The sequence below is a fragment of the Lactobacillus melliventris genome, from assembly GCF_042679465.1.
GTDB classification, from domain to species: Bacteria; Bacillota; Bacilli; order Lactobacillales; family Lactobacillaceae; genus Lactobacillus; species Lactobacillus melliventris.
Map to the genome: position 1 here is coordinate 225,509 of NZ_JBHTMT010000003.1, position 23,537 is coordinate 249,045.

The window sequence follows — 23,537 nt, forward strand, 5'->3', positions numbered from 1 at the left end:
CCTTTCAGTTTTATTTTGCCTAATTATAAATCCTTTAATAAAAAAAGTATAGCAATTATATGTTACCCAAATTTAGTAAAAATTTAGTGGTTCACATCACTATAAACTATTGTCTGCTTTTATTACTTCTTTGCAGCTAAAACTAAATTCTTTTGAAATTTAACCACTAAACAAACTACGGATAGCATTAGTGCCAGCAAACCGCTTAGAGAGAAAGCATTAAAACCTAAATGACTGACTAAACTAGTCAAAGGATTAATTATCAGTGGACTAACGACTCCACCAACCGAATAAATCGCAACATAAATTCCTAGAGCCATTGAAACACTGTTATCATCAACAATTAAGGAAATCAAATAAGGAAATTGTCCCATTGCAATACTCATCGCTGCTCCTACTATAAAACTGCCAATAAAGACAATTAACAAAGAATGAAACAGACCAATTAATAAGTATGCAATGCCATACAAACATAATGAAAGAGCAATTGAAGAGTAGCGAAGCCTTTTGCCAATTTTACCCACAAATAAGCCACAGATCATCCCACCAACAAGAGAAATAGTAGATGTTAGAGCTGCTTGTGCAGTGGCACCAAGATTTTCTCTCACTACAAACAAAGAGATATTATTATTTAAAACATTATTAAGTAACATTATCAAAAACGCCCAGAAGGCACTATAAAACACGAATTTGTTTAAATGAATTTTAGTATTACCTGCTTTAGTGTCATTCTGAGAAACTGTTCTGTTTTCAAAGGGCAGAAGAAGAAATACAATTAGCAGTATTAGCAGTGAAAACAAGTATATCCAGTAATTATTAATCCAGCTGCTTGAAGCTGCCAGTTGACCTCCGCCCATGATAAAGACCATGCCACCAATATTAATAAAAGTTGTAGATAACCCCATAGTAGATTCACGTTCACTTTGAGGCAGCAATTGTGCGATTAAAACTTGAGTTAAATTGGTGCAGGCTCCTTGACCTAAGCCCACTATGCATGAACAAAAAAGTAAAAACGTAAAATTCGTGTGCAGCATTAGTGGCAATAACCCACCAATTGTGACCAAAAAAATTGAAACAAGGGTCAACGCTTTTAAATTAACTTTATTTGCTGTTAATTTACCAATGATTATTCCCGCAAGCATCATAAATAAATTTGGTAAAGATGTCAGCATTTGTACACTAGTATTGTTAAGGTTAAAGAATTTAGCAATGGCAGCGTAAGATGGAGTAATAGCTAAAGATGCCATGCCAATCATACTAACCGCTAAGATACCTATACGAGTTTTGGAAACAGAAACTCTTTTAGCACTATTCATTGATATTTACCGGGTTTTAGTAATAATTTGAACGGCATTTCTACCTGAAAATACGGCATACCCTGCTGTACTTCCTGGTAAAGTGACAGCGTAAGTATCACCAACAAGCATCCCTGCAGCATCATTGCCAACAGCATAAATTCCGGTAAGTGGATAACCGTATGAATTTAAAACAGCATTGTTATTATCAACGCGAATACCACCAATTGCGCATGCCATACCAATACCCAATTCTACTGCATAATATGGACCATCTTTTAAAGCTGTCATATATGCGGGAGCTTTACCAAAGTCGGTATCGGTTCCTTTAGCCACTAGGTCGTTATAACGCCCAATTGTTTGCGGCAAATTGGGCAAATTCAATTTCTCTGCTAATTCAGCCAGAGTGTCGGATTTGGTCAAGTACTTATCACCATTCTGTAAGTCACGCGTAATTTCTTCTTGTAAATGCTCCAATTTTTCAGGTGAAACTGGTGAATTGCCAACTTCCTTGTAAAGACCGACATTAGTTAAATGGTCAACCGTTTCTTGATTAAGGATTGAAAAGGTTCTTGATTGGGTTAAAAGAGCGCTGCCGGCATGACACATGTTGTCATTGACATCTTCATTAACAAAGCGTTCACCTTGCTCATTCACCCATAAAATTGCCTCCTGAGTCGCTGCTGCTGCCAATTGTTCAGGCATATGAACAAAAGGTGGACGGGTTTTATCCAAAATGGCACCGCCACCATACTGAATAGCACCCATTTGATAGTGTTCAGCTCCGGCCTGCCATGCTAGTTTCATACCGTCTCCGGTAGATTTGCCATCACTAACTGATAACAAGCGTTCAGTCGCAGGAGCCCGCTTCTTAATTAAATCAGGATTATCCACATAGCCGCCTGTAGCTAAAATTATGTTATTTGCAGTTAATTCTCTTAACTGTCCTGTAGCCTCATTTTTAATAACTAGACCACTGACATGACCATTATGTTGTAAAATTTTTTGCGCACTAATGCTAGTCACAATTTCCACGCCAAGAGCTTTAGCTTTAGGTATTAACTTTGCAATCACAGCATGACCACCACCAGCAAAAGTGTGAATAGTAGGCCAGCTCTTGCCTTGAGGACCAACTTTACTAAACTCAACTCCAAGAGTATGAAGCCAGTCAATTACTGAACCACTTTGACTAATATATTTTCGTAAATGAGGGGCACTGGCTTCATAGTGCGAATAGTTCAGTTCATCTTGGAGCAATTGGGTAGGATCAATCTTAATACCTTTTTCTTTTTGCAAAAAGCTGTCGACTCCCATTGCGCCTTCAACATAGTTGCCGTCACCGCCAAGTGTCCTGCCTTTTTCAATTACCAAGGTCTTAATACCCTGCTCGCCAGCACTGACAGCGGCTGCCAAACCGCTAAGCCCGCCACCAACAATTACTAGGTTATATTCGGAATTTTTAGGAAACATGAATTTTTTCTCCTACTTCAAGCCGACTGAAACACCGCCATCGCTTAGAATTGTCTGACCGGTCATAAATGTGGCTTCACTCGCCACAAAAACAAAGACTTTAGCAACTTCGGCAGCGGTTTCTGCCCTCTTCATTGGTACAGTTGGTAAAACTTTCTCCAAAAAGCCGCCTTCGTTAAGTGGGGTTTTAGTTAGGCCGGGAGCAACACTATTAACACGAATATTTTTGTCAGCATAATCAATCGCCGCAGCTTGAGTCATACCAATAATGCCATTTTTGGCTGCATTATAAGCGCCCATACCACCAGGATTATAAATACTGCCCAAAGCACTGGTATTAACGATTGAGCCATAACCTTGCTTTAAGAAAAGTTTGATTTCTTCGCGCATACATAAGAAGGTCCCACGCAAATCCAAGTTGATCGTATTGTCAAAATCTTCATCAGTCAGTTCGGCAAATGGCTTCAAAACACCACCGCCGGCATTATTCATCACGTAATCAATCTTACCGTAATCGGAAACGATAGTTTGTAAACCGTTCTTGATACTGTTTTTATCCATGACGTTCAAAATCAAGCCGGTAATCTTACCGTTATATTTTTCATTCATTTCAGCAGCAACGTCCAGCACTTTCTTGTTATAGTCAGTTAAAACGACATCGCTACCTTGCTTGGCAAACTCTTCACTAATAGCGTAGCCAATACCCTGAGCAGCTCCAGTAACAACAGCAACTTTTCCTTCTAACAATTCACTTTTCCTCCTGATTTAAACTCTTAATTGCTTCTTCTGCAGCAATCCAGCCAGAGACAAAGGCAAAGCCGTTAGCAATACCTTCATAACTGGGGTAGCCATCAGAATATAAACCGTTAACATTATTACCAACAATATATAAATCTTTTAGTGGAGTGCCATCTTCTTTTACCGGCTGACAGTTGCGGTCAACATTGACACCGTCTAACGTTCCTAAAATCGCACAATGTTCAATTATTGCGTAAAACGGTCCTTCTTGAACGTCAAACAATAATTCAGCAGCCGGCTTTAAGAAAGTGTCGTCCTCTTTCTGCTTAACGGCCTGGTTATAGGCATTGACACTCCTTGTGAGTGAAGAATAAGGCAGTTGTAACTTTTGGGCTATTTCTTCCAGGGTATCTGCTTTTACTACTTCACCCGTTTTAACCGCTTCGTCAAAGTCTGTTTGAATATTAGGTAAAGGCCCCACAGTTGTTCTAGGCGTTTGGCCCACATCACAGAACTGTCTTTCAAAAGTGTCTTCAAGATTAACCTCTTTTTGCTTAAAAGTGTCTAAAGTCTTTTGGTCCAGTAAAACGTAATATATACCATTAACGTTATGGGCAGCATTGCCCCACATAGCAAAATCATAAACAACGTCCTCGTTTACAAAACGATTAGCGGTCTGATCCAACCACAGTAGCGGTAAATTGGTTAGAGTTTCAACAGCACTATCTCTTTTCATAGGATTAATACTCATGCTCGGTGCACCGCCATGGGCAAAAAGAACTGGACGGTGACGACAATCTGCTCCTAATTTATGCGTTAATCTAATTCCCGTACCCGTAGATTTGCGCTCTCCCAGGTTCAAAAGTGCTTTAGTATCTGAGAAATTGGCTGTCATCATTTCCTGACTGCCGCAATAGCCGCCATCAGCAAATATTACTTTTTTAGCAGCAATTCTAATCTCTGCACCAGCTTTATTTTTGGCAATAACGGCTTTTAAGCCATTATCATATTCCAGATCGACGGCTGCAGTTTCCAACATTACCTTATTGCCAGCTGCGGTAAATTTATCTGGTAATTTATCCCAGTTAGTCATTTTCTCTTTAAAATTATTAAATTTATGGTAGACCAGTGGATCATTTAAGTGTGCTTTTTGTTCGCTTTGTTCCACAGTTACCGGTAAACCCATTTCTGCTAAACGATCGATATTGGCACCTGACTTTTTTAAAAATCGCGCCAATAATTCACCATTAACAAAGAAGTGGTTGTAATCTGTTAATCCGTTAAAAGCTTCACGATAGCCATAATTTACGTGCCGCTTTTTTTGTTCAGTGGAATTAATAGCAAAAACTCCATGAGCACCAAATTTGCCGGCACCTCCGACTTTGTTACCTTTTTCTAAAAGTACAAATGGCACATGCTTTTGATAAAGTTCAAAACAAGCTGAAATTCCAGCCGATCCTGAGCCAACAACTACGACATCAGTTGAAAAAGAATTCAATGTAACTTCACCCTTTCTGATATTTTGTGATTCTTATTACAATTGAATTCTATGTCAATTTAGATCAAAGCGCTAATACATAAAAGTTATCAGCGATAAGTTAAAGTTGTCACATGCTTAAGCATTTTACCGAATTTAGTTGAAACCATTGAATTCATTGCTATTACCACATTAAAAGTTTTTTGCAATTGAACTGGCGATAAACGCTCAATATTATTGCAGTTTTGCGGTAAATTAAATGATTCCGGTACGATTGTGATACCACCATTGAAGTTTACATTTAAACATCCAGCGGCAAAGCTGTTTACCTCTGCCACTTCTTTATATTTCCAGCCATTTTGACAATAGATTTTAAGCATAGCAAGCTGAATATCAGTAATACCAGTTGACTTCCAGTTTTGCATATAAAGCATACTGTTCTCAGCGAGCTGCTGCTCATCCCCGTGATATTGTCTTAGGTCATCTTTATTTAGCAGTAAGTCAAAACTAGTTTTTCTAAAAGGTAGACAGTCTATTTTATTATTACCGGCAAAAGCTAAGTCAAAGCCAACCAGTATGTCATAATTACCATTAATCAATCTTTTGATGCAAGAATCAAAATTTTCTTCGTCAAAATTTGGCTGACAAATATCTGGTATTTTTGAAGCAAATAATGCAGCGTCATTTTCAAAGCCTTGCAAAAAATGGACACGTAACAGCTTCTCCGGGTTAGGATCCGGGTGGTGCCAAATTTCACTGTACAAATTAATAATTTCTACGCTGCGTTTATAAAAAACTTCTCCTACTGGCGTTAACGAGAATTTACCAGCAGAACGGTTAAGCAATTTTTGACCCAGCTCATCTTCTAATTTCTTAATAGCTGAACTGACAGCTGTTTCTGAAACATAGTTTCTCCTTGCTGCTGAAATAAAGCCATGCGTTTGAACGACATCAACGAAATATTTTACCGGCATTAAGTTATAATTCATTTTGCACCTATGTTATTTAACACAAATTACTTTTTTCACATTTATCATATAAAAAATAAAGTCAATTTTAAACCGTATTCTATAGAAAAGAAGCATTAATTACCAAATACACCTTAACTGTTGGTAATTATGACAAAAGTAAAGTAAAATATTTAAGGATTAAAAAAGGAGTGGCATAATGTCTAGACTTGAAAAGCCTGTAGTGATTGGTATTACCGGTGGTTCAGGCAGCGGGAAAACTACCATTGCGCAAAAAATTGTTGCCCAAATGCAAGAGAATGAACACGTTTTGATTATGACTCAGGATTCATATTACAAAGATAATACCGGGATTCCTATGAGTGAAAGAAAGAACATCAACTATGATCACCCAGATGCTTTTGATGTTCCTTTGCTTAGAAAGCAGTTGCAAGACTTATTAAATTATCGGTCAGTCGAGATGCCTGTTTACGATTTTAAAGAACATACCCGAAGTCAAAAGACCATTCATACTGAGCCTGCCGATATCATTATTCTTGAAGGAATTTTAGTTTTAGCAAACCAAAAAATTCGTGATTTGATGGATATCAAAGTTTACGTTGACACAGATGACGATATTCGTTTTATTAGGCGTTTAGAACGTGATCTAAATGAGAGAGGCCGGTCCATTGACTCCGTAATTGAACAATATTTAAGCACAGTTAAGCCGATGTATCATCAATTTATTGAGCCTACCAAGCGCTATGCAGATATTATTGTTCCAGAAGGCGGTAAAAATGATGTGGCCATTGATATGCTTACAACTAAGGTACACTCAATTTTAAGTAAAAAAGAAAAATAAAAAATATGACCCCCGGAATTAAGACAATTTCGGGGGTCATATCATTACTTCAAGAGCAATACTCCTTTTTAAATATTTAAGCTATTTTTGGCTTTAATGCTTTATCAAATAAATTCGTAATCAACTTAACTAAAACGCCATCAAAAACCAGAGCAGAAATGATATTGGTAATAAGCATTACGATTTGCACTTGCATACTGAATTTGCTCCAGCCATATAAAATATATGAAGGAATAAAACAGCCAAATGAAGCAAAAAACGCACCAGTTAAGACGCTTTTCCAAGTGAAATTTTGATAACGTTCTTTTTTAGGGAAAAAGCCGATTTCATTAGTAGCACCTTGAATAATTCCGGAAAGAATCGTAGTAGCACCCCACTGACCACCTATGGCCATTTCAACCACAGAAGCTAATAATTCACCAATCGTACCGGATCCTGCAGTAGGAACAAAATACATCGCTAAAGGTCCAGCCATAAGCCATAAACCTGTAAAAACAGTATCAGTCACCGGTGCAAAACCTGTCGGCACCAGCAGCATTTTGATTAAATTAAAAGCCCAGTTAAAGCCATACGTATAAATGACTCCCATAATAATTCCAATTAATGCAATTAAAATAATCGACTTTACATTCCATTTTGAAGTTCTAGTAAACATAAAAAAATACTCCTAACTTTACATGTCAGTAGGAGTATCATTATTACCTAATTTTACACTTCCCTAACGCAGGTATTGTCCCGATCAGGTTCAGAGGGTATTTCTCAGCTTTTTGGCACCCCTAGTGACTGCTATTCAATTTTTACTATTATAGCATACTTTAATTAAATTTGTTGCCTATTTTTGACGATTACTGTAGTTAATGCCATTAAAATTGACTAAAACTTGCCAACTTTTCTTTAGTTAAATCACGAATAATAGCAAGCGTCAAAGCAACAGAGGCTTTAAAATCTGAATAAGCACTAAAACAATAAGGAGAGTGTTCATAACGAACTGGAATACCAATCACAATGGTTGGTGCGCCATTTTCATAATAAATTGCTGCTCCATCTTGGCCACCGCCAGTGCGAACAGAACGAGTATACGGAATGTTATTCTTATCAGCTAAATCGCAGGCATACTGTTGAAATTTAGGATTAGGCAAAAACGAAGTATCCATGTCACGCAACATCGGTCCCCTTTTCAGTCCGGTTTGCGACAACCATTCTGGAGTAAAAGTATCATCTGCTGGACAAGACTCAAGCACGATTGCTACATCAGGCTTTACGGCTCTTGCTGTAACATACGCTCCGCGCAGACCGACTTCTTCCTGGCTGGAAAGTGCTGCAACAACGTTAAACTCAGTTTGTTCATCTTTTAAATTGTCTAAAACGTCAGCCATGGCAGCAGCGCCAAAGCGGTCATCAAAATCTTTGCCGAAAAACAAACCAGATTTTTCATTGTATTCACATTTAACATCCACAAAAATAGGACAACCCGTATCGATTTGATAATCATTAATTGTTTCGGCACGTGAACTGGAACCAACATCAATTGACATATCGGCTACGTCCGGTACATTATTTTTTTCGGCTGCAGTCATAAAATGAGGTGGTTTAGTAGCCACAACACCGGGAACATATTCACCTGCACGATTTTTAATTTTTACGCGCAGAGCAGGAATATTATATTTAACCCACCCGCCAAGAGGCACGAATTTAATCATGCCATTAGGACGGACAGCTTGGGTAATAAAGCCAACAGCATCTGAATGTGCATCCAGTTGAATCACTGGCCGACCTGGTTGGTTATCTTTTTTGCTGGCATACACATTGAGCATACCGTCAACCTTTACGTCAGCAAAATCTTGAACAGTATCGGTAAATAGTTTAACAAATTCTCCTTCAAAGCCGGAAGTAGAATTGGCATCAGAAAATGCCTTGAGCATTTTAATTTCTTGTTGTTTTTGCATTTTTTTACCTTTCACTAAAAATACTTATGCATTAATTTTACCAAAAACTGAGGTTACACGTTAAAAATTTAAGCAAATCGAGAATTATCTTACTGCTTTTAGCAATATAGCTACTTTTTGTACGTAATTGACTGCTAAAAAAGTTAAAATAGTTGAAAATGGTCTGTTTTTTTAGCAAAAAAATGATATAATCGAAATATTAGGAATTTAAATTGTTTTACAATGAAGGGTAGATAAATGCCAAAAAACGACAATATTAATAGTATTATTGATCATAAATTGTTTAGTGAAGAGGACATTCACCAAATGTGTGTTAAGTTAGGAAAGCAGCTTACCAATGATTATGCTGGTAAAAAACCATTAATTGTAGGTGCTCTTAAGGGTGCTGTTTTCTTTTTAACTGATTTGGTTAGAGAAATGGACGTCAAAGCTGAAATTGATTTTCTCGATGTCTCAAGCTACGGTAATGAAATGGAGTCTTCCGGGAAAGTTAAGCTAGTTTCTGATTTAGCATCTGATGTGAAAGATCGTGATGTTTTAATCGTGGAAGATATTGTTGACACTGGTCTGACTTTAGATTTTATGAAAAAGTTGCTTGAAAAACGGGGAGCAAAAAGCGTTAAATGTTGCGTTTTACTTAACAAGGAAGCAAATCGTAACGTCGATGTTGATGTAGAATATTATGGTTCAAAGGTTGGTAACGAGTTTGTAGTAGGCTACGGACTTGATTTCATGAATTATTATCGTAACCTACGTTATATTGGTGTATTAAAGCCTGAAATTATTAAACTGGTTAATAATAAATAAAAGAGTTGTCTTAAGGACAACTCTTTTTAAATGCCTTTATTCTTCTTGAGACTCTTTTGCTTTTTCGTTAATATTTTTAACGATAAACCAGCGCATGAAACCCTGTTCAATATCATCCAGCTTAAATTCAAAGCCCTCTAATTTAACTTTTTCGCCCTTTTTTAAGTCTGGATAGTGTTCCATCATATAGCCACCAATGGTGATAATATCACTATCTTGGAAACTTTTTAAGTCAGTTTTAAAATATCTGGCAAAATCATATAGGGTCGTTTTGCCAGATACATGAATATTACCTTGCTCGTCTCTAATAATATAATCATCAGAAACGTCATCTATTTCATCTTTAACCGTACCGAATAGTTCCTCATAGATATCCTTATCAGTAACTATTCCACTGGTGCCACCATATTCATCCACCACCAAAACGATTGGCGTGTGCTTTTTAATCATTAACTGCAAAATATCTTGGATAGGCATGGATTCAGGTACTGTAATCATTGTTCTAATAATACGTGTAACTGGCACCTTGTCGTCAATCTGGCTCTGTTGAATAACATCAAAGGCATAGATGTAACCAACAATATCATCTTTGTTATTATCCCGAACAACCGGAATTCTACTTGAACCTTCATCCAAGTACAACTTAAGAGCTTGCCTGATAGAATCAGTCGAATTGATAACCACTAACCGCGTTCTATCCGTCATAATATCTTTGGCTATTTTATCATTCAGCTCAAAAGCACGTTTCATATATGTCAGATCATTTTTATCAAGCGAACCACCGTGAACTGCTTTCCGCGATAATTTAATGATTTCTGATTGCGAATAAACCTGATTTTCTTCATCAGCCGGCTCAAAACCCAACATTTTAAGTAACCCATTTGAACTGGCATTAAGCAGCCACACAAAGGGATAAACCAAGGTATGGAAAAGCTGCAAAGGGGTCACAATTTTAAGCAAGATTTTTACTGGCATGTCAATCGCAATATTCTTAGGTACAATTTCTGTTACTACAACTTCTAAGTAAGTTAACAAAATTACACCTAAAATCGCACTTAGTGAACGAATTACCGCATGATTAAGTTCTAATAAATTAAATGCTCTTTCAAATATTGCAGCCAAAGTATCCGCTGAAAACCAGCCCAAAACTACACCAACTAAAGTAGTTCCAACCTGTGTCGTTGAAAGGTATTCATTTAAATTATGAGTCATGTGCAAAGCGCGCTTTACTTTGCGCTGGTTGCCAATTTTATTAGACAACATATCTTCAAGCTGGCTGGGCCTGGTTTGAACCAAAGCAAATTCTGCAGCAACAAAGAATGATGCAAAAACAAAAATAACTAAAGTTGCTATTAAATTAGTAACTATTTGGGCTGTACTCAAAATCTATATCATCCTTATCAGTATAACCGTGAAAATTTCCTATTAAACATTCTATCATTAATAGCGCTTTATTTAAATTGAAGTACTTGTCTATTTAACTAATTTATATATTTTTTTGAATGGCAGACGATCAGGATAAAATTTGGGATCATTAACCTCAGCTGCATTATCTTGATATCCTAACCCAATTGCCATACCAATAAGCTCATCTTCTGGAATTTTGCCATATTTACGCACTAAATCGGGATAAGACACCATTGAGTGCGCCGGCATAATTGCTAATCCGGCATTAAGCGCCAGCAACATGATACTTTGAGAAAAAATCCCTAGATCATAAACTGACCAAATGGGGGAATTTCTAGGAATCGTAAGAAATGCCACATCTTGAGCATTAAACATGTTGTTATTTGATTCTGTAAATAAGTCCATTTTATTATTGAAAAAATATGGTTGTGAAGCTCCAACTGCAGCCATATTTTGACTGGGATATGAATCCCAATTAAGTGACAGCATTTTGACAAAATCTTCATGAGGCTCAATATTGTTCTTTATTTGAGATTTGACCTCTTTTTTTAAACCAGCAAGTGCATCACCAGTTAACATATATACCTTCCAAGGTTGCGAGTTAAGCAGTGACGGGGATAATTGTGCCCTTTCAATAATATTAGCAAGTAACTTTTCGTTAACTTTTCTATTAGTAAACTTGCGAGTAACTCGTTCATGGTTATAAACTTTATCAAATTCCATTACGACTCAAATCCTTACATACAAATAGCATTATCAAACACTCTACTTATTAAACAAAATCTCTCTAAAATTTTAAAAACAGGTAGAATTAATCAAAAACTCTCGTTTTTTGCTATACTCACTTGTTTACACTTTATATAAAGCTATAAATTAAAGTATTACTATCTAATAAATTCAGTCATATAAACATTAATTATATTAATAAATTATACACAATATTGCAAAGGTATTCAGTAAGATTAACAGAATATTTCTAGTAAAATTGTTCTAAGGACAACTTTTGTTTAAAACATAAAATTTTTCGTGCTGCTTTTACACTATATAAGTATTACTTAATTATATATAAATGAATAAGCAAAGTGTTGATAAGTTGCCGCTTTTAAAACAAATGCAGAATTAAAAAACAGTTCAACTAGAAAACTAATTAAACCGTCCTTAAATTTTATATTGCCTGCGTAATTCACGCTCTTGATCGCGCTTCTTAATGCTCTCGCGCTTATCATATTTTTTCTTTCCTTGGCCAACACCAATAAGAACTTTGGCAAAACCATGTTTAAGATAAACCTTCAAAGGGATAATTGCAATACCCCGCGTAGATTGGTCTTTAGCAAGTCGTTGAAGCTGCTTTTTATGCAAAAGTAATCTTCTTGAACGAAGAGGTTCATGGTTATAACGATTACCTTGTTTATATTCACTAATGTGGACATTCTCCAGAAAAGCCGAACCATTTATAACTTGTACATAACCATCGCGCAAGTTAATACGTCTTGCCCGCACGGATTTAATTTCTGTACCTGTTAAGGCAATACCGGCTTCATATGTGTCCTTAATAAAATAGTCATGATGTGCTTTTTTATTCTGAGCAATTAAATTCTCATTTTTTTCTTTTTTCAATTTTTCAACCTAATGTTTATATCTACTTAAATGTGGATGATTGCCATTTTTTTGAAAATTGTTACGGTAATGTCCTTTATGTGCGTGATCATTGCGAAAACCCCGATTGCCCCGCCTTTCAGTTTTAACGCCGCGATTATTATGAGGCTTTTTAGGGGCATTGGGATCATAAATTTCAAAGTCAAGTTGATGTTGTTCAACATTTGCATTTGTCAGAGTGACCTTAAGCGGCATCCCTACGTGGAACTGTTTATGAGTCCCACGACCAGTTAATGTCATGCTTTTTTCATTATAATTGTAAAAATCATCTGTTAAATTGGAAATGTGAATAAGTCCCTCTACAGTGTTTGGAAGTTGAATAAACATACCAAAACTGGTAACAGATGACACTACAGCATCAAAGTGATCACCCACTTTATCAGCCATAAATTCGGTCATCTTTAGATCATTAACTTCTCTTTCAGTATCAACGGAAACTCGTTCCTGAGTTGAAGTTTGATCAGCTACATCTGGCAAATAGCTGGCAAAATGATCCTGCGTTTTCTTGTCAGTCCCTTTTTCACTGTAAGCATGAATCATCCTGTGAACCATCAGATCCGAATACCTTCTGATTGGCGAAGTAAAGTGGGTATAAAACTTAGCTGCCAAACCAAAGTGTCCTAAAGGTTCTTCTGAATAATGTGCCTGCTTCAAGCTGCGCAGCATCATCATTTGGACTACGGCTTCTTCGGGAGTACCAGTAGTTTTAGCAACTACTTTTTGTAAATCAATTGGTTTAACATGGTTTGGATCAGCTGTAATATGTAAGCCAAATGCACTACAAAACTCAAAGAAGCTCTTAATCCGCTCACCATCAGGAGTTTCATGCACGCGGTATAAAAACGGGACATGCTTACGATAAAAATCTTCCGCAACAGTTTCATTAGCCAGCAGCATGAAGGATTCAATCATCTTTTCAGCTATTCCGCGATCGTGTAACACAATATCCGTTGGTTTACCCTGATCATCCACAATAATCTTTGCTTCAGGTTCTTCAAAGTCAATTGCACCACGTTGATGCCTCTGCTGGTATAAAATATTGTGCAGTTCAGCCATATCCTGCAGCATAGGAGCAAGCTTAACATATTTTTCTTCAAGCTCTTCATGATTATCAGGATCTAAAACTTTATTAACATTGTTATATGTCATCCGGCCATGTGATCTCATTACCGAAGGATGAATACGATAATTAACCCTCTGTCCTTCCGGGGAAATTTCCATTTCACAGGATAATACTAAACGATCTTGACCTTCGTTGAGGGAGCATATGCCATTTGAAAGCCTAAAAGGCAACATTGGAATAACGCGATCAACTAAATAAGTACTGTTGCCTCTGGTAAAAGCTTCCTTATCCAAAGGAGAATTTTCTGTCACATAATGAGCAACATCAGCGATATGAACACCTAAATGATAGTTACCGTTAGGCAATTTCCATAACACGACTGCATCATCAAAGTCTTTAGAATCATCACCATCAATTGTAACAGCAGGCTGGTCCCTAATATCCTCACGGTTTGCCATTTCAGTTTCAGTTACGTGATCCGGAATGGCGTTAGATTGAGCAAGGGCATCATCGGCCCATTCAGTTCTAACGTCATGCTCTGAAACGATTGCCATAATGTCAACGCCCGGCAAATTTTTGTTACCAATAACATTGGTAACTACACCAGTCATTGAATCAGGATTGTTCTTGTCAGGATAACTAGCAATAGCTACTTTAACAATGTCCTGCTTTTGCGGCTGTAAACCGTCTTGGCTGATATAAACCCGATAATTAGCCAGCTTTTTATTTGAACTTAAAACATAACCAATAAAATGACTAATTTTCACTTGGGCATCGGTCATTGGATAAAATTCACCCACAAGTGTCTTGGTCCCCCGCTCAAGAATTTGCTCCACTTGACCTTCAGGGCCTTTACCATTCCAGGGATTGCCACCTGCAGTAATTTTAACCTTCACACTGTCTCCGTCAACAGCATATTCAGTATAGTCGCGGGCAATAAAAATATCATCAGCATCTTCATCATCAAGTTTGACGAAGCCAAAGCCTTTGCTATTTGCTTTAAAAATACCTTCGACTTCAGTATTTTCCTGTGCTAATTGGTAGTGACCCTTACCATCAGTAATTATTTTCTTTTTTTGCTCTAAATAAGATAGTGCTTTGACCATATCAGAAAAACTGCCAAGTCTGTCTCGGCGTAACATACGGTCAATTTGTTCTACTTGATACTGTTTTTTAGGATTACGACGAAAAATCTCTAAAACATTAGCTAAAATGCTCTCGTTTTGTGCCATGCACTTTTAACTCCATTTCATTATTAAAAAGATAAAAAAAGTCCTCCCATCACTTGATCGGGAGGAACCATTAGTTATTTTGAAGACAAATAAGCTAATACAATAGCAAAAGCGAAAAAGAGAACCAATAAAACAGAGGTTACTTTTTCCATAAATGCCTCAAAACCACGTTTCTTCGTTTGACCACTAAAAACTGCACCGCCAGAGAGTGCATTCAATGCATCTTGCTGCTTTTGCGGCTGCATCATTGTCGCAATAATGATTAAGATTGAAACAATAATTAGTAGCGTCATAAATAAATTGTACAATGCGCTGCCTCCAATATACAGATACGTTACTGGTAAATTTTAGCACAAAATAGATTTAATTTCGAGTTTTATTTTTCAAGCTCTGGAGCATCAGTTTTAAATTTATTTTGTGTTGTTTTCTGGTGGTTTTTATACCACAGAGAAGTCTTATTTTTTGAATATAGTTTTTTTAGAGCCTTTTGTTCATTATAGTCGTAATCTTGCGGTTTGACCTTTTTAAACCATTTGGGATGGTAAAAGCGTAACAGATTGCCGGCGATAACACGGTCAGATAATGAAAGCTGCGTTGTTACTTTGTTTGATATTGCTACCAATTCAGTCTTTAATTTTTTATCTGGCTTAATTATTTCTGCACCTGTCTTAGTATCATAATAGGTACTACCAACTTTAGCATATAAGGGCGTGATGAAGTCACCGTTACGTTGTGCAACTATCTGTGGTGCATTTTTACTTAACAAATCATGACCAAACTGAATCGTTTTCTGGTTCTTAATTCCAAGCAAATTAAGCAGTGTAGGTAGTACATCAATTTCACCACCATAGGTTTTTTTGATGCCTCCCTTTAGGCCCTTCATATGAAACATTAAGGGAACTCGTTGGAACTTCAGATTATCGAAATTAGTAAATTCATCTTGGTTAAGTAGCTCTGCGCTAGCTTTGTGGTGATTACCGGAAATACCATAGTGATCACCATAAAAGACTAACAAAGTGTTTTTAGCTAAACCTGTTTTTTGCAGCCACCGCATTAACTGACCAATCGCCTGGTCGAGATAATGGGCAGTTTGAACGTAACCATCAACTGTTTCATCACCAGTTTCAGTTTTAGCAATTGACTGATTTTTCTTATCTAAATCATAAGGATAATGATTGGTGACGGTTATTAGCTTAAGATAAAAGGGTTGCGGCAAACGTTCGATATATTTAATAGACTGGGAGAAGAAAATCTTATCTTTTAAACCATAGCCGATGTAATATTTAGGCTTATTTTGATAATAAGAAAGCGGCATGAAGTACTCATAACCAAATTGTTTATAAGCATTATTACGATTCCAAAAAGAACCGGCGCCGCCGTGCATAACCGCCGTAGTGTATCCACCTTGCTGACTTAAAATTGCAGGGGCGCTCTCAAACGTATTTGAAGTACCATAACTGGACATTGCTGAACCAGACTGTAAACCAAAAAGAGAATTTTCCAGCATCATTTCAGCATCCGATGTTTTTCCTTGTCCAACTTGATTGTAAAAATTGGAGAAGCTAAGCGTATTCTTGGCGTGATAGAGTTTATTTAAATTAGGGGTGACCTCTTTGCCTTTCCATTTGTACCCTATTAAAAATTGCTGGAAGCTCTCAAGGTGAATAACCATCACGTTTTTGCCCTTGGCTACTCCGGTATATGCGCTATTGGGTTTGACATAATTAAGCTTCAAGTACTTTTTGACTGCTTGCAAATCAGAAACATTTGCCTTAGCCATCTGTTCACTTGTTTGTGCAGTCTTAAAAGCATCATAAACGGCATATTCATTCATACCCAAATATTTAACAATGTAACTGTTGTCAAAAGTTCTCGTCAATAGCCCTGGACGGTCTTTTTGGGCCATCATCAAATTGATCCCTATCAGCAGAACTGCGATACCTTCAAGCAAAAGATTAAATTTAAGCTTTAATGGGCGTAAATCGTACTTAACTATCTTGCTAACCATCAAAATAATGACAAAAGCAATATCAATAAAAGTTAAAAAATCAGTTGCTCGGGTAATCCCTACAATACTTTTACCTAAATTATCCGCGGTTGAACCGGAAGTTTTAATAATTGATAACGACAAAAAATTAGAAAATTCACGATAATAAAGGATGTTGGCAAATAACCATAAACTGAGTACCAAATCAGTTGCAATCAGAATCCAATATGATTTTCTGCCTTTAAAGAAAAGACTAATGCCTAATAATAGCAAACCCGCTGGTAAAGGATTTAAAAACAACAGAAAATTCTGCATTGCTCCTTCAGCACCGAGATTAAATTTTGTCAGATAAATAACGTAAGTCTTTAACCAAAAGGTCACTAAAACAATAGTAAAAAAGCCTAGTTTGGTTTGTGTCAGCCATTGTAGAAAAGACTTGATCCGTGTCATCTTATTCTCCTCTCACTAAGCTTATATCTTACCCTTAACTGCAATTATAAGTAGGGATTTTAATAAAAATTAATTATTTGACGGGCTCACTACTTTTTTAGGCTTGAAAATCCAGCCAAAAATTCCCAAGATCATGCCAAAGAAATAGGTCACAAACCGCCACAAAAACATCCCTACAATTAAGGTACCATTAGCCGAAATAAAGGTAGAAAATAAAGTTTGAAAACTGTATTCAGCTCCCCCAGATGCTCCCGGAATTGGTATTATCGCCATAAACATAATAATCATAATATTCATTTGCGTTACGCTCGCCCAATCGGCTGGTACGTTTAACGTAACTAAAGTCATGTAAGGGATGGAATAAAAACATAATAATTGTAAAACGGTCAGTATGCCACATACAATTAACTTCTTTTTTTCCTTTTTTAATTTTTGGCTCTCATCATAAAAAGTATCAATCTTTTCAAGCGTGTTTTGGCGCCAAACACTGACTCGATCTTGCTTAATAAATTTAGCCAGCAAGTTCATAATCCAGTTAGCAGCGTTTTTAGTCCAGTTATAGGCAAACAAAATTGCAAGCAAAAAGATGATTGAACCAACATGAATCAAAAAGCCAATGGCAATGAAAATGGCTAAACCGGCAAACTTAGTTGCGACCATGTGAAAGCCGGTTATAATTGTTGTGACATAAGCCAAAAACACTACAATTTGATAGATAATGAACTTCATAAGCAGCAGAGAAGTTGCACGCCCTCCTTCAATGCCCATTTGCACCATCGCAGCTAATTGCGAAGGTTGGCCTCCGGTTGACATCGGAGTAATCGCATTAAAAAGAGCCTGAATTAAAGGGATTCTGAAAAAAGACCATTTCGAGCGCTGGGGTTCATTTTTACGTTCACTTAAAACGGCTAAAATACTGGCCTCAAAGACATAGGAAAGAAGCATTAAGCCGAACACCAAAATTAAAGCAATAACATTAATATTACGAGTTGCCTGTTCTAACTGGGCAATGGGAGTCGATCTTAAATCAACGTATAAAACAATACCACTGATTAAAAGAACGACGGCAACACCCCACAAGTGCTTTTTATTCATTAGCGAATTTGTCCTAATTTCCGGCCGATTTCATATTGCTCGTGGTAAAAATCATCCCAGATCCGTGCCAGATTGTCCTCTGAATATTTGTCACTAGCCTCAGCAGATAACTTGCTATATTGATTTAAAATGGCTGGATCTTGGGCTGCTGCCTGCAACTGATTATTCATTTCCGTAAAATTGTGCCCCTTCATGTAATAGCCACTAATTATTGCCTGATATAAGTCAAGGTCACGTAACAAGACTGGCGTTCCACAACTAAAAGCTTCAAGTACAGACATAGGAAACAATTCGTCATAAGATGGCAAAACAAATAAATCCGCTATATTGAGATAATCCACGAGCTTTTGCCGATCAATTATTCCAGTAAATTTGAGATTTTGGGGTGGATTATCTACTAATTTTTTAAAATGGTCGTAGCCATCTGTTATTTTTCCAAAAGAAAAACCACCAGCCCATATAAACTGTATCTCTGGGTTGGCCACAGCCAGTTTGGCAAAGTCATCAACCCCTTTGCGTTCCTGTACTTGGCCATCACCAAAAACGACAAATTTATCAAGGGGTATACCCAGTTGATGACGAAATGCGTTCTTTCTTTCTTGTCTTTCAGGATAAAATTCGTCTTTAGCTACAAAGTTAGGAATATATTTAACGTTTTCGCGTTTAATACCATATTTAACTAACTTATCTATAAAAATAGGATTGACAACGACTATTTCATCCATTCGCTTATAAAAATCAATCACATATTTGTAAAAAACTTTTTTTGCTAACGGTAGCAGTTTTACCGAGCCTTCAAGGGTCTCAGGCAAAAAATGCACATAGCCAATTTTGCGTCCGCGAGCCGGTGAGAAACTGTTGGCAAAATAAGTGGGGTTCACAGTATGATAATGAGTCAGATCGCTTGCACCATATTTGTTATTTGTGACATAAAACTTATCGACTAGGTGCGTTCTAAGTAAGTGAATTAATTCTATGTACGCTGAACCAACTCCCTGCCCTTTTACAGATGCAGCCTGTGAAAACATATTAATTCTAATCATTTGACTCCTCTTTGTGATCCTTTTGATAATCTAAAATGACATCCTGATAGAATTGGTAAACTGCACTGGCAAATTTTTTAGCCGATATTTGATCCATTTTAGCATCTAATTTTGCAGGCGGAATTGGCTTGCGCCCTTGTCTTAAATAAAACAATATTTCGCTTAGCATTTCACCAGGACCATTAAAAACTTTGCCAAGTTCATCATCATCAAAAACATGTTCTGTATAATCCGTATCATAAACGACGCATTTTGTGCCGGAAGCTAAAGCTTCAATGTAAGTTAAACCCTGTGTTTCAGTATCACTGGCTGAAACAAACAAGTCTGCCATTTTATAGTACGAACCTACATCATCATGAGGTACATCACCTGTAAATATTACATTATCTTCTAATGTTAATCGTTCAACCTGCTCCTGCAAAACTTCCATATCAGGGCCGTCGCCGGCAATTACTAAACGAGTTTCAGGAAATTCATCAATAATCTCCGGCATAGCATTCAAAATACGGTCAATCTTTTTTTCCTCAGCAACTCTACTTAAGGTCAATAAAACCGGAGCATCAGCAGGTATGCCTAATTCTTGGCGCATATCATTATTAGCTGCCTTATTTAGGCTATTTACGTCCACTCCTGTTGGAATTACTCTCATAGGTATGTTTACCTTATAGCGCTTCAAAAGGGCCTCTACGCGCTTACTAGGGGCAATAACGCCATCCATATTTTTTAAGTAAACGTTAGTAAATTGTTTAACGTGATAAGGCCTTAGCAGGTGCCCATTTAAAACATAATGTAAGTAATCTTCATACATAGTGTGATAAGTATGAATTGCCGGAATTTTCAATTGATGGGCAACATATTTGCCTATCATACCCAAGGCAAACTCAGTTTGAGTATGAACGATATCAAGTTTAACTTCCCGTGCGACCTTTGTAGCTTCAAAAAAGCCCCTGAATGCGACACGGCGGTCAGTAAATGAAATAAAGGGAACACTACTAAAGCGAAAGACATTAGCTTCAACTGTTCCCTTTTTTATATGAGGATCAGTAGTAGTAAAGATAAATACATTATGACCTTGTTTTTCAAGAGCATCTTTTAAAGTTTTGATTGATGTGGCTACACCACTTAATTGCGGAAAATATGAATCGGTAAAGATACCTATATTCATCTGAAATACCTCCATAAAAGGTATTATAAAGATTACACAAAGCTTGTGCAATTTTTATATAATATATATTTACTAAAATAAAAGCAGCTCTCTTATGAGAGCTGCTCCAACAATAGCGGTGATCGGGGTCGAACCGATACGTCCTAAACGGACACCAGATTTTGAGTCTGGCGCGTCTGCCAATTCCGCCACACCGCCATATCAATAATTTAAAATTAACAGTTCAATGAGCGAACCGATAAAGGCGGGGATCGGATTTGAACCGACGATTAAGGTTTTGCAGACCTCTGCCTTACCACTTGGCTACACCGCCATCGAATTTTATTAACAATAGATTGGGATAGCTGGATTCGAACCAGCGCATAATAGAGTCAAAGTCTAGTGCCTTACCGCTTGGCTATATCCCAATGCTAGGGCGGAATATGGGATTCGAACCCATGTATGCCGGATCCACAAACCGGTGTGTTAACCCCTTCACCAATTCCGCCATGAAGGTTAACAGGGATAGTAGGAATTGAACCCACACTAGCGGTTTTGGAGACCGATGTACTACCTTTATACGATATCCCTATTATGGAGGAGGGTGGATTCGAACCGCCGAACTCAGAGAGAGCGGTTTTACAGACCGCCGCGTTTAGCCACTTCGCTACTCCTCCAGACTGATGGCGCGGGACGGAATCGAACCGCCGACACAAGGAGCTTCAATCCTTTGCTCTACCGACTGAGCTACCGAGCCATCCTACGGTCCATATCAGATTTGAACTGATGATCTTCTCCGTGACAGGGAGACGAGATAAACCACTGCTCCAATGGACCATATTGCGGGAGGTGGATTTGAACCACCGGCCTTCGGGTTATGAGCCCGACGAGCTACCAGACTGCTCCATCCCGCGATTATAATAAAGGAGGATGTGGGATTTGAACCCACGCACGGCAAGACCGTCTAACGGTTTTCAAAACCGTCCCCTTAAGCCACTTGGGTAATCCTCCAATTGTAAATATACCAAAGAATGGTAATGACCCGTACGGGATTTGAACCCATGTTACCGCCGTGAAAGGGCGATGTCTTAACCACTTGACCAACGGGTCATATTTATCGTTCTTACGTCATAAGACGCTTAATTATAATACCGAACTTATTACTAAAAGTCAACTATTTTTTTATTTTGTTGCTTCTGTAAATCCTTTAAGTTTTTGAATCACAACGTTATTAATAATACAGGATTATGATTCATCTTGCAAGAGTTTTGTGCAAAAAGTTGAACAATTTTAGCATAAAACTTTTTTATTGCAAAGCCTAGAAAAATTAAAACTTGTTGCTCAATAAAACCTTAGTAATAATTGAAATTTACCAATAAAAAAGACCGCTAGAAAAATCTACGGCCTTTTTATTATATAGCGGAGACTGAGAGATTCGAACTCTCGCACCAGAATAACCCGATCTACACCCTTAGCAAGGGCGCCTCTTCAGCCACTTGAGTAAGTCTCCACAATGGGCCTAAATGGACTTGAACCATCGACCTCACGCTTATCAGGCGTGCGCTCTAACCAGCTGAGCTATAGGCCCCTAAAAGCGGGTAACGAGAATCGGACTCGCGACTAAAGCTTGGAAGGCTTTCGTTTTACCACTAAACCATACCCGCACTAATAATAAATGGCGCGGGACGGAATCGAACCGCCGACACAAGGAGCTTCAATCCTTTGCTCTACCGACTGAGCTACCGAGCCATCCTACGGTCCATATCAGATTTGAACTGATGATCTTCTCCGTGACAGGGAGACGAGATAAACCACTGCTCCAATGGACCATATTGCGGGAGGTGGATTTGAACCACCGGCCTTCGGGTTATGAGCCCGACGAGCTACCAGACTGCTCCATCCCGCGATTATTTTAAATTAAAAGTACAAACAAACTCCATACTTTTATGGACCTTGTAGGACTCGAACCTACGACAGGACGGTTATGAGCCGTCTGCTCTAACCAACTGAGCTAAAGGTCCAAGCTCTGGGAAATAGCGGCGGGGGGGATCGAACCCTCGACCTCCCGGGTATGAACCGGACGCTCTAGCCAGCTGAGCTACACCGCCAACAAATGTAACCATATATTAGATTACAATCGGGAAGACAGGATTCGAACCTGCGACCCCCTGGTCCCAAACCAGGTGCTCTACCAAACTGAGCCACTTCCCGTTATTATGCGCCCTGAAGGATTTGAACCTTCAACCTTCTGATTCGTAGTCAGACACTCTATCCAGTTGCGCTAAGGGCGCATCACTAAATGCCGAGGACCGGAGTCGAACCGGTACGGTTGAAACCAACCGCGGGATTTTAAGTCCCGTGCGTCTGCCAATTCCGCCACCCCGGCAAGTAATGAAAGCGGAAGACGGGATTCGAACCCGCGACCCCCACCATGGCAAGGTGATGTTCTACCACTGAACTACTTCCGCAAAATATGAAATGCCGATTATACGATTTGAACGTACGACCCCCTGTTTACAAGACAGATGCTCTACCAACTGAGCTAAATCGGCAAAATGTAAATATGGTATATATTATTGGCGAATACGGGTGGTGGGACTTGAACCCACACGTCCGAAAACACTAGAACCTAAATCTAGCGCGTCTGCCAATTCCGCCACACCCGCAAAATGGGGCCATGAGTCGTGACGGGCTTGAACCGTCGACCCTCTGATTAAAAGTCAGATGCTCTACCAACTGAGCTAACGACTCGGAATGGAGGATACAGGGCTCGAACCTGTGACCTCCTGCTTGTAAGGCAGATGCTCTCCCAGCTGAGCTAATCCTCCATATGCACGGCAACGTCCTACCCTCGCAGGCAGTCTCCCACCAACTACTCTCGGCGTGAAGAAGCTTAACTACTGTGTTCGGCATGGTTA

General features: G+C 38.2%; 18 protein-coding genes, 27 tRNA genes, 1 rRNA gene and 1 riboswitch. Of the genes, 2 read left to right on the forward strand and 44 right to left on the reverse strand.

Annotated elements, in window-relative coordinates; all coding sequences use genetic code 11:
• Nucleotides 1–122: 122 nt before the first annotated feature.
• The 5 genes from ACFQ32_RS05045 to ACFQ32_RS05065 form a co-directional block, all read right to left on the reverse strand.
• Nucleotides 123–1,316 (reverse strand): MFS transporter, encoded by a 1,194-nt coding sequence (locus tag ACFQ32_RS05045; RefSeq protein ID WP_046324492.1) that lies wholly within the window; start codon nt 1,314–1,316, stop codon nt 123–125.
• 6 nt (nt 1,317–1,322) lie between these two features.
• Complete coding sequence (locus tag ACFQ32_RS05050; protein ID WP_046324491.1) at nt 1,323–2,765, reverse strand: FAD-dependent oxidoreductase; 1,443 nt, start codon at nt 2,763–2,765, stop codon at nt 1,323–1,325.
• Nucleotides 2,766–2,777: 12 nt separating this feature from the next.
• Nucleotides 2,778–3,512 carry an SDR family NAD(P)-dependent oxidoreductase gene (locus ACFQ32_RS05055; RefSeq protein WP_052724629.1) on the reverse strand — a complete coding sequence of 245 codons (735 nt, stop codon included), beginning with the start codon at nt 3,510–3,512 and terminating at the stop codon, nt 2,778–2,780.
• A gap of 1 nt (nt 3,513) precedes the next feature.
• The gene (locus ACFQ32_RS05060; RefSeq protein ID WP_046324489.1) at nt 3,514–5,001 is read right to left on the reverse strand and encodes an FAD-dependent oxidoreductase; all 1,488 of its coding nucleotides are present in this window, start codon (nt 4,999–5,001) and stop codon (nt 3,514–3,516) included.
• Nucleotides 5,002–5,090: 89 nt separating this feature from the next.
• Nucleotides 5,091–5,969 (reverse strand): LysR family transcriptional regulator, encoded by an 879-nt coding sequence (locus tag ACFQ32_RS05065; RefSeq protein ID WP_046324488.1) that lies wholly within the window; start codon nt 5,967–5,969, stop codon nt 5,091–5,093.
• 178 nt (nt 5,970–6,147) lie between these two features.
• Here ACFQ32_RS05065 and udk point away from each other — a divergent pair, with 178 nt between their 5' ends.
• Nucleotides 6,148–6,789: a uridine kinase gene (udk, locus tag ACFQ32_RS05070; protein ID WP_046324487.1), complete on the forward strand. Its 642-nt coding sequence runs from the start codon at nt 6,148–6,150 to the stop codon at nt 6,787–6,789.
• Nucleotides 6,790–6,865: 76 nt separating this feature from the next.
• Here the strand turns inward: udk and ACFQ32_RS05075 are convergent, their stop codons facing one another.
• Together ACFQ32_RS05075 and ACFQ32_RS05080 are read right to left on the reverse strand one after the other, a co-directional pair.
• Nucleotides 6,866–7,444, reverse strand: a complete 579-nt coding sequence (locus tag ACFQ32_RS05075; RefSeq protein WP_046324486.1) for an ECF transporter S component — start codon at nt 7,442–7,444, stop codon at nt 6,866–6,868.
• 43 nt (nt 7,445–7,487) lie between these two features.
• Nucleotides 7,488–7,577, reverse strand: a riboswitch (TPP riboswitch).
• A gap of 75 nt (nt 7,578–7,652) precedes the next feature.
• A complete protein-coding gene (locus tag ACFQ32_RS05080) occupies nt 7,653–8,735 on the reverse strand; it encodes a M42 family metallopeptidase (RefSeq protein WP_046324485.1) in 1,083 nt (360 codons plus the stop codon).
• A gap of 237 nt (nt 8,736–8,972) precedes the next feature.
• On the opposite strand from ACFQ32_RS05080, the gene hpt reads away from it, so the two are divergent.
• On the forward strand, nt 8,973–9,542 hold the full coding sequence (gene hpt / locus ACFQ32_RS05085; RefSeq protein WP_046324484.1) for a hypoxanthine phosphoribosyltransferase: 570 nt from the start codon (nt 8,973–8,975) through the stop codon (nt 9,540–9,542).
• A 36-nt stretch (nt 9,543–9,578) separates the two neighbouring features.
• Here the strand turns inward: hpt and ACFQ32_RS05090 are convergent, their stop codons facing one another.
• The 37 genes from ACFQ32_RS05090 to rrf all read right to left on the reverse strand — a co-directional run.
• On the reverse strand, nt 9,579–10,925 hold the full coding sequence (locus ACFQ32_RS05090; protein WP_046324483.1) for a hemolysin family protein: 1,347 nt from the start codon (nt 10,923–10,925) through the stop codon (nt 9,579–9,581).
• Between the two features lie 90 nt (nt 10,926–11,015).
• Entirely contained in the window at nt 11,016–11,672 is a 657-nt protein-coding gene (locus ACFQ32_RS05095; RefSeq protein WP_046324482.1) for a nitroreductase, read from the reverse strand.
• Nucleotides 11,673–12,107: 435 nt separating this feature from the next.
• Complete coding sequence (gene smpB, locus ACFQ32_RS05100; RefSeq protein WP_046324481.1) at nt 12,108–12,566, reverse strand: SsrA-binding protein SmpB; 459 nt, start codon at nt 12,564–12,566, stop codon at nt 12,108–12,110.
• Nucleotides 12,567–12,575: 9 nt separating this feature from the next.
• Nucleotides 12,576–14,900, reverse strand: a complete 2,325-nt coding sequence (gene rnr, locus ACFQ32_RS05105; protein WP_046324480.1) for a ribonuclease R — start codon at nt 14,898–14,900, stop codon at nt 12,576–12,578.
• 74 nt (nt 14,901–14,974) lie between these two features.
• The gene (secG, locus tag ACFQ32_RS05110; RefSeq protein ID WP_046324479.1) at nt 14,975–15,208 is read right to left on the reverse strand and encodes a preprotein translocase subunit SecG; all 234 of its coding nucleotides are present in this window, start codon (nt 15,206–15,208) and stop codon (nt 14,975–14,977) included.
• Between the two features lie 68 nt (nt 15,209–15,276).
• Nucleotides 15,277–17,337 (reverse strand): LTA synthase family protein, encoded by a 2,061-nt coding sequence (locus ACFQ32_RS05115; protein WP_046324478.1) that lies wholly within the window; start codon nt 17,335–17,337, stop codon nt 15,277–15,279.
• Between the two features lie 69 nt (nt 17,338–17,406).
• Nucleotides 17,407–18,432 carry a lysylphosphatidylglycerol synthase transmembrane domain-containing protein gene (locus ACFQ32_RS05120; RefSeq protein ID WP_046324477.1) on the reverse strand — a complete coding sequence of 342 codons (1,026 nt, stop codon included), beginning with the start codon at nt 18,430–18,432 and terminating at the stop codon, nt 17,407–17,409.
• The gene (locus tag ACFQ32_RS05125; RefSeq protein ID WP_046324476.1) at nt 18,432–19,475 is read right to left on the reverse strand and encodes a glycosyltransferase family 4 protein; all 1,044 of its coding nucleotides are present in this window, start codon (nt 19,473–19,475) and stop codon (nt 18,432–18,434) included. Before ACFQ32_RS05125 ends, ACFQ32_RS05120 begins: the two co-directional genes overlap by 1 nt.
• On the reverse strand, nt 19,468–20,640 hold the full coding sequence (locus ACFQ32_RS05130; protein WP_046324475.1) for a glycosyltransferase family 4 protein: 1,173 nt from the start codon (nt 20,638–20,640) through the stop codon (nt 19,468–19,470). The genes ACFQ32_RS05125 and ACFQ32_RS05130 overlap by 8 nt, the downstream gene beginning before the upstream one ends.
• 113 nt (nt 20,641–20,753) lie before the next feature.
• A tRNA-Leu gene (locus ACFQ32_RS05135) sits at nt 20,754–20,838 on the reverse strand.
• A 44-nt stretch (nt 20,839–20,882) separates the two neighbouring features.
• A tRNA-Cys gene (locus ACFQ32_RS05140) sits at nt 20,883–20,953 on the reverse strand.
• Between the two features lie 22 nt (nt 20,954–20,975).
• Nucleotides 20,976–21,047, reverse strand: a tRNA-Gln gene (locus ACFQ32_RS05145).
• Nucleotides 21,048–21,054: 7 nt separating this feature from the next.
• Nucleotides 21,055–21,127, reverse strand: a tRNA-His gene (locus tag ACFQ32_RS05150).
• A 12-nt stretch (nt 21,128–21,139) separates the two neighbouring features.
• Nucleotides 21,140–21,210 (reverse strand) — tRNA-Trp (locus ACFQ32_RS05155).
• Between the two features lie 4 nt (nt 21,211–21,214).
• Nucleotides 21,215–21,296 (reverse strand) — tRNA-Tyr (locus tag ACFQ32_RS05160).
• A gap of 7 nt (nt 21,297–21,303) precedes the next feature.
• A tRNA-Phe gene (locus tag ACFQ32_RS05165) sits at nt 21,304–21,376 on the reverse strand.
• Between the two features lie 6 nt (nt 21,377–21,382).
• A tRNA-Asp gene (locus ACFQ32_RS05170) sits at nt 21,383–21,456 on the reverse strand.
• 3 nt (nt 21,457–21,459) lie between these two features.
• Nucleotides 21,460–21,533 (reverse strand) — tRNA-Met (locus ACFQ32_RS05175).
• Between the two features lie 10 nt (nt 21,534–21,543).
• Nucleotides 21,544–21,630: transfer RNA gene (locus tag ACFQ32_RS05180), tRNA-Ser, on the reverse strand.
• 27 nt (nt 21,631–21,657) lie between these two features.
• A tRNA-Glu gene (locus ACFQ32_RS05185) sits at nt 21,658–21,729 on the reverse strand.
• Nucleotides 21,730–22,039: 310 nt separating this feature from the next.
• Nucleotides 22,040–22,129, reverse strand: a tRNA-Ser gene (locus ACFQ32_RS05190).
• Nucleotides 22,130–22,133: 4 nt separating this feature from the next.
• A tRNA-Ile gene (locus ACFQ32_RS05195) sits at nt 22,134–22,207 on the reverse strand.
• A gap of 5 nt (nt 22,208–22,212) precedes the next feature.
• Nucleotides 22,213–22,283 (reverse strand) — tRNA-Gly (locus tag ACFQ32_RS05200).
• Nucleotides 22,284–22,295: 12 nt separating this feature from the next.
• Nucleotides 22,296–22,368: transfer RNA gene (locus ACFQ32_RS05205), tRNA-Phe, on the reverse strand.
• A 6-nt stretch (nt 22,369–22,374) separates the two neighbouring features.
• A tRNA-Asp gene (locus tag ACFQ32_RS05210) sits at nt 22,375–22,448 on the reverse strand.
• Between the two features lie 3 nt (nt 22,449–22,451).
• Nucleotides 22,452–22,525 (reverse strand) — tRNA-Met (locus tag ACFQ32_RS05215).
• Between the two features lie 41 nt (nt 22,526–22,566).
• A tRNA-Ile gene (locus ACFQ32_RS05220) sits at nt 22,567–22,640 on the reverse strand.
• Between the two features lie 13 nt (nt 22,641–22,653).
• Nucleotides 22,654–22,727: transfer RNA gene (locus ACFQ32_RS05225), tRNA-Met, on the reverse strand.
• Between the two features lie 29 nt (nt 22,728–22,756).
• Nucleotides 22,757–22,830: transfer RNA gene (locus ACFQ32_RS05230), tRNA-Pro, on the reverse strand.
• A 6-nt stretch (nt 22,831–22,836) separates the two neighbouring features.
• Nucleotides 22,837–22,910: transfer RNA gene (locus ACFQ32_RS05235), tRNA-Arg, on the reverse strand.
• Between the two features lie 9 nt (nt 22,911–22,919).
• A tRNA-Leu gene (locus ACFQ32_RS05240) sits at nt 22,920–23,005 on the reverse strand.
• A 10-nt stretch (nt 23,006–23,015) separates the two neighbouring features.
• Nucleotides 23,016–23,087 (reverse strand) — tRNA-Gly (locus ACFQ32_RS05245).
• Between the two features lie 11 nt (nt 23,088–23,098).
• Nucleotides 23,099–23,171: transfer RNA gene (locus ACFQ32_RS05250), tRNA-Thr, on the reverse strand.
• 32 nt (nt 23,172–23,203) lie between these two features.
• Nucleotides 23,204–23,285 (reverse strand) — tRNA-Leu (locus tag ACFQ32_RS05255).
• 12 nt (nt 23,286–23,297) lie between these two features.
• A tRNA-Lys gene (locus tag ACFQ32_RS05260) sits at nt 23,298–23,370 on the reverse strand.
• A 4-nt stretch (nt 23,371–23,374) separates the two neighbouring features.
• Nucleotides 23,375–23,447 (reverse strand) — tRNA-Val (locus ACFQ32_RS05265).
• 4 nt (nt 23,448–23,451) lie between these two features.
• Nucleotides 23,452–23,537 (reverse strand): 5S ribosomal RNA (gene rrf / locus ACFQ32_RS10285); the annotation flags it as partial.

Bases quoted from the DNA above. Each gene is read 5' to 3' on its own strand.
- ACFQ32_RS05095 (WP_046324482.1), bottom strand. From the start codon at position 11,672: ATGGAATTTGATAAAGTTTATAACCATGAACGAGTTACTCGCAAGTTT.
- ACFQ32_RS05115 (WP_046324478.1), bottom strand. From the start codon at position 17,337: ATGACACGGATCAAGTCTTTTCTACAATGGCTGACACAAACCAAACTA.
- ACFQ32_RS05080 (WP_046324485.1), bottom strand. From the start codon at position 8,735: ATGCAAAAACAACAAGAAATTAAAATGCTCAAGGCATTTTCTGATGCC.
- ACFQ32_RS05045 (WP_046324492.1), bottom strand. From the start codon at position 1,316: ATGAATAGTGCTAAAAGAGTTTCTGTTTCCAAAACTCGTATAGGTATC.
- ACFQ32_RS05130 (WP_046324475.1), bottom strand. From the start codon at position 20,640: ATGAATATAGGTATCTTTACCGATTCATATTTTCCGCAATTAAGTGGT.
- ACFQ32_RS05125 (WP_046324476.1), bottom strand. From the start codon at position 19,475: ATGATTAGAATTAATATGTTTTCACAGGCTGCATCTGTAAAAGGGCAG.
- rnr (WP_046324480.1), bottom strand. From the start codon at position 14,900: ATGGCACAAAACGAGAGCATTTTAGCTAATGTTTTAGAGATTTTTCGT.
- hpt (WP_046324484.1), top strand. From the start codon at position 8,973: ATGCCAAAAAACGACAATATTAATAGTATTATTGATCATAAATTGTTT.
- ACFQ32_RS05120 (WP_046324477.1), bottom strand. From the start codon at position 18,432: ATGAATAAAAAGCACTTGTGGGGTGTTGCCGTCGTTCTTTTAATCAGT.
- ACFQ32_RS05050 (WP_046324491.1), bottom strand. From the start codon at position 2,765: ATGTTTCCTAAAAATTCCGAATATAACCTAGTAATTGTTGGTGGCGGG.
- ACFQ32_RS05075 (WP_046324486.1), bottom strand. From the start codon at position 7,444: ATGTTTACTAGAACTTCAAAATGGAATGTAAAGTCGATTATTTTAATT.
- udk (WP_046324487.1), top strand. From the start codon at position 6,148: ATGTCTAGACTTGAAAAGCCTGTAGTGATTGGTATTACCGGTGGTTCA.
- ACFQ32_RS05065 (WP_046324488.1), bottom strand. From the start codon at position 5,969: ATGAATTATAACTTAATGCCGGTAAAATATTTCGTTGATGTCGTTCAA.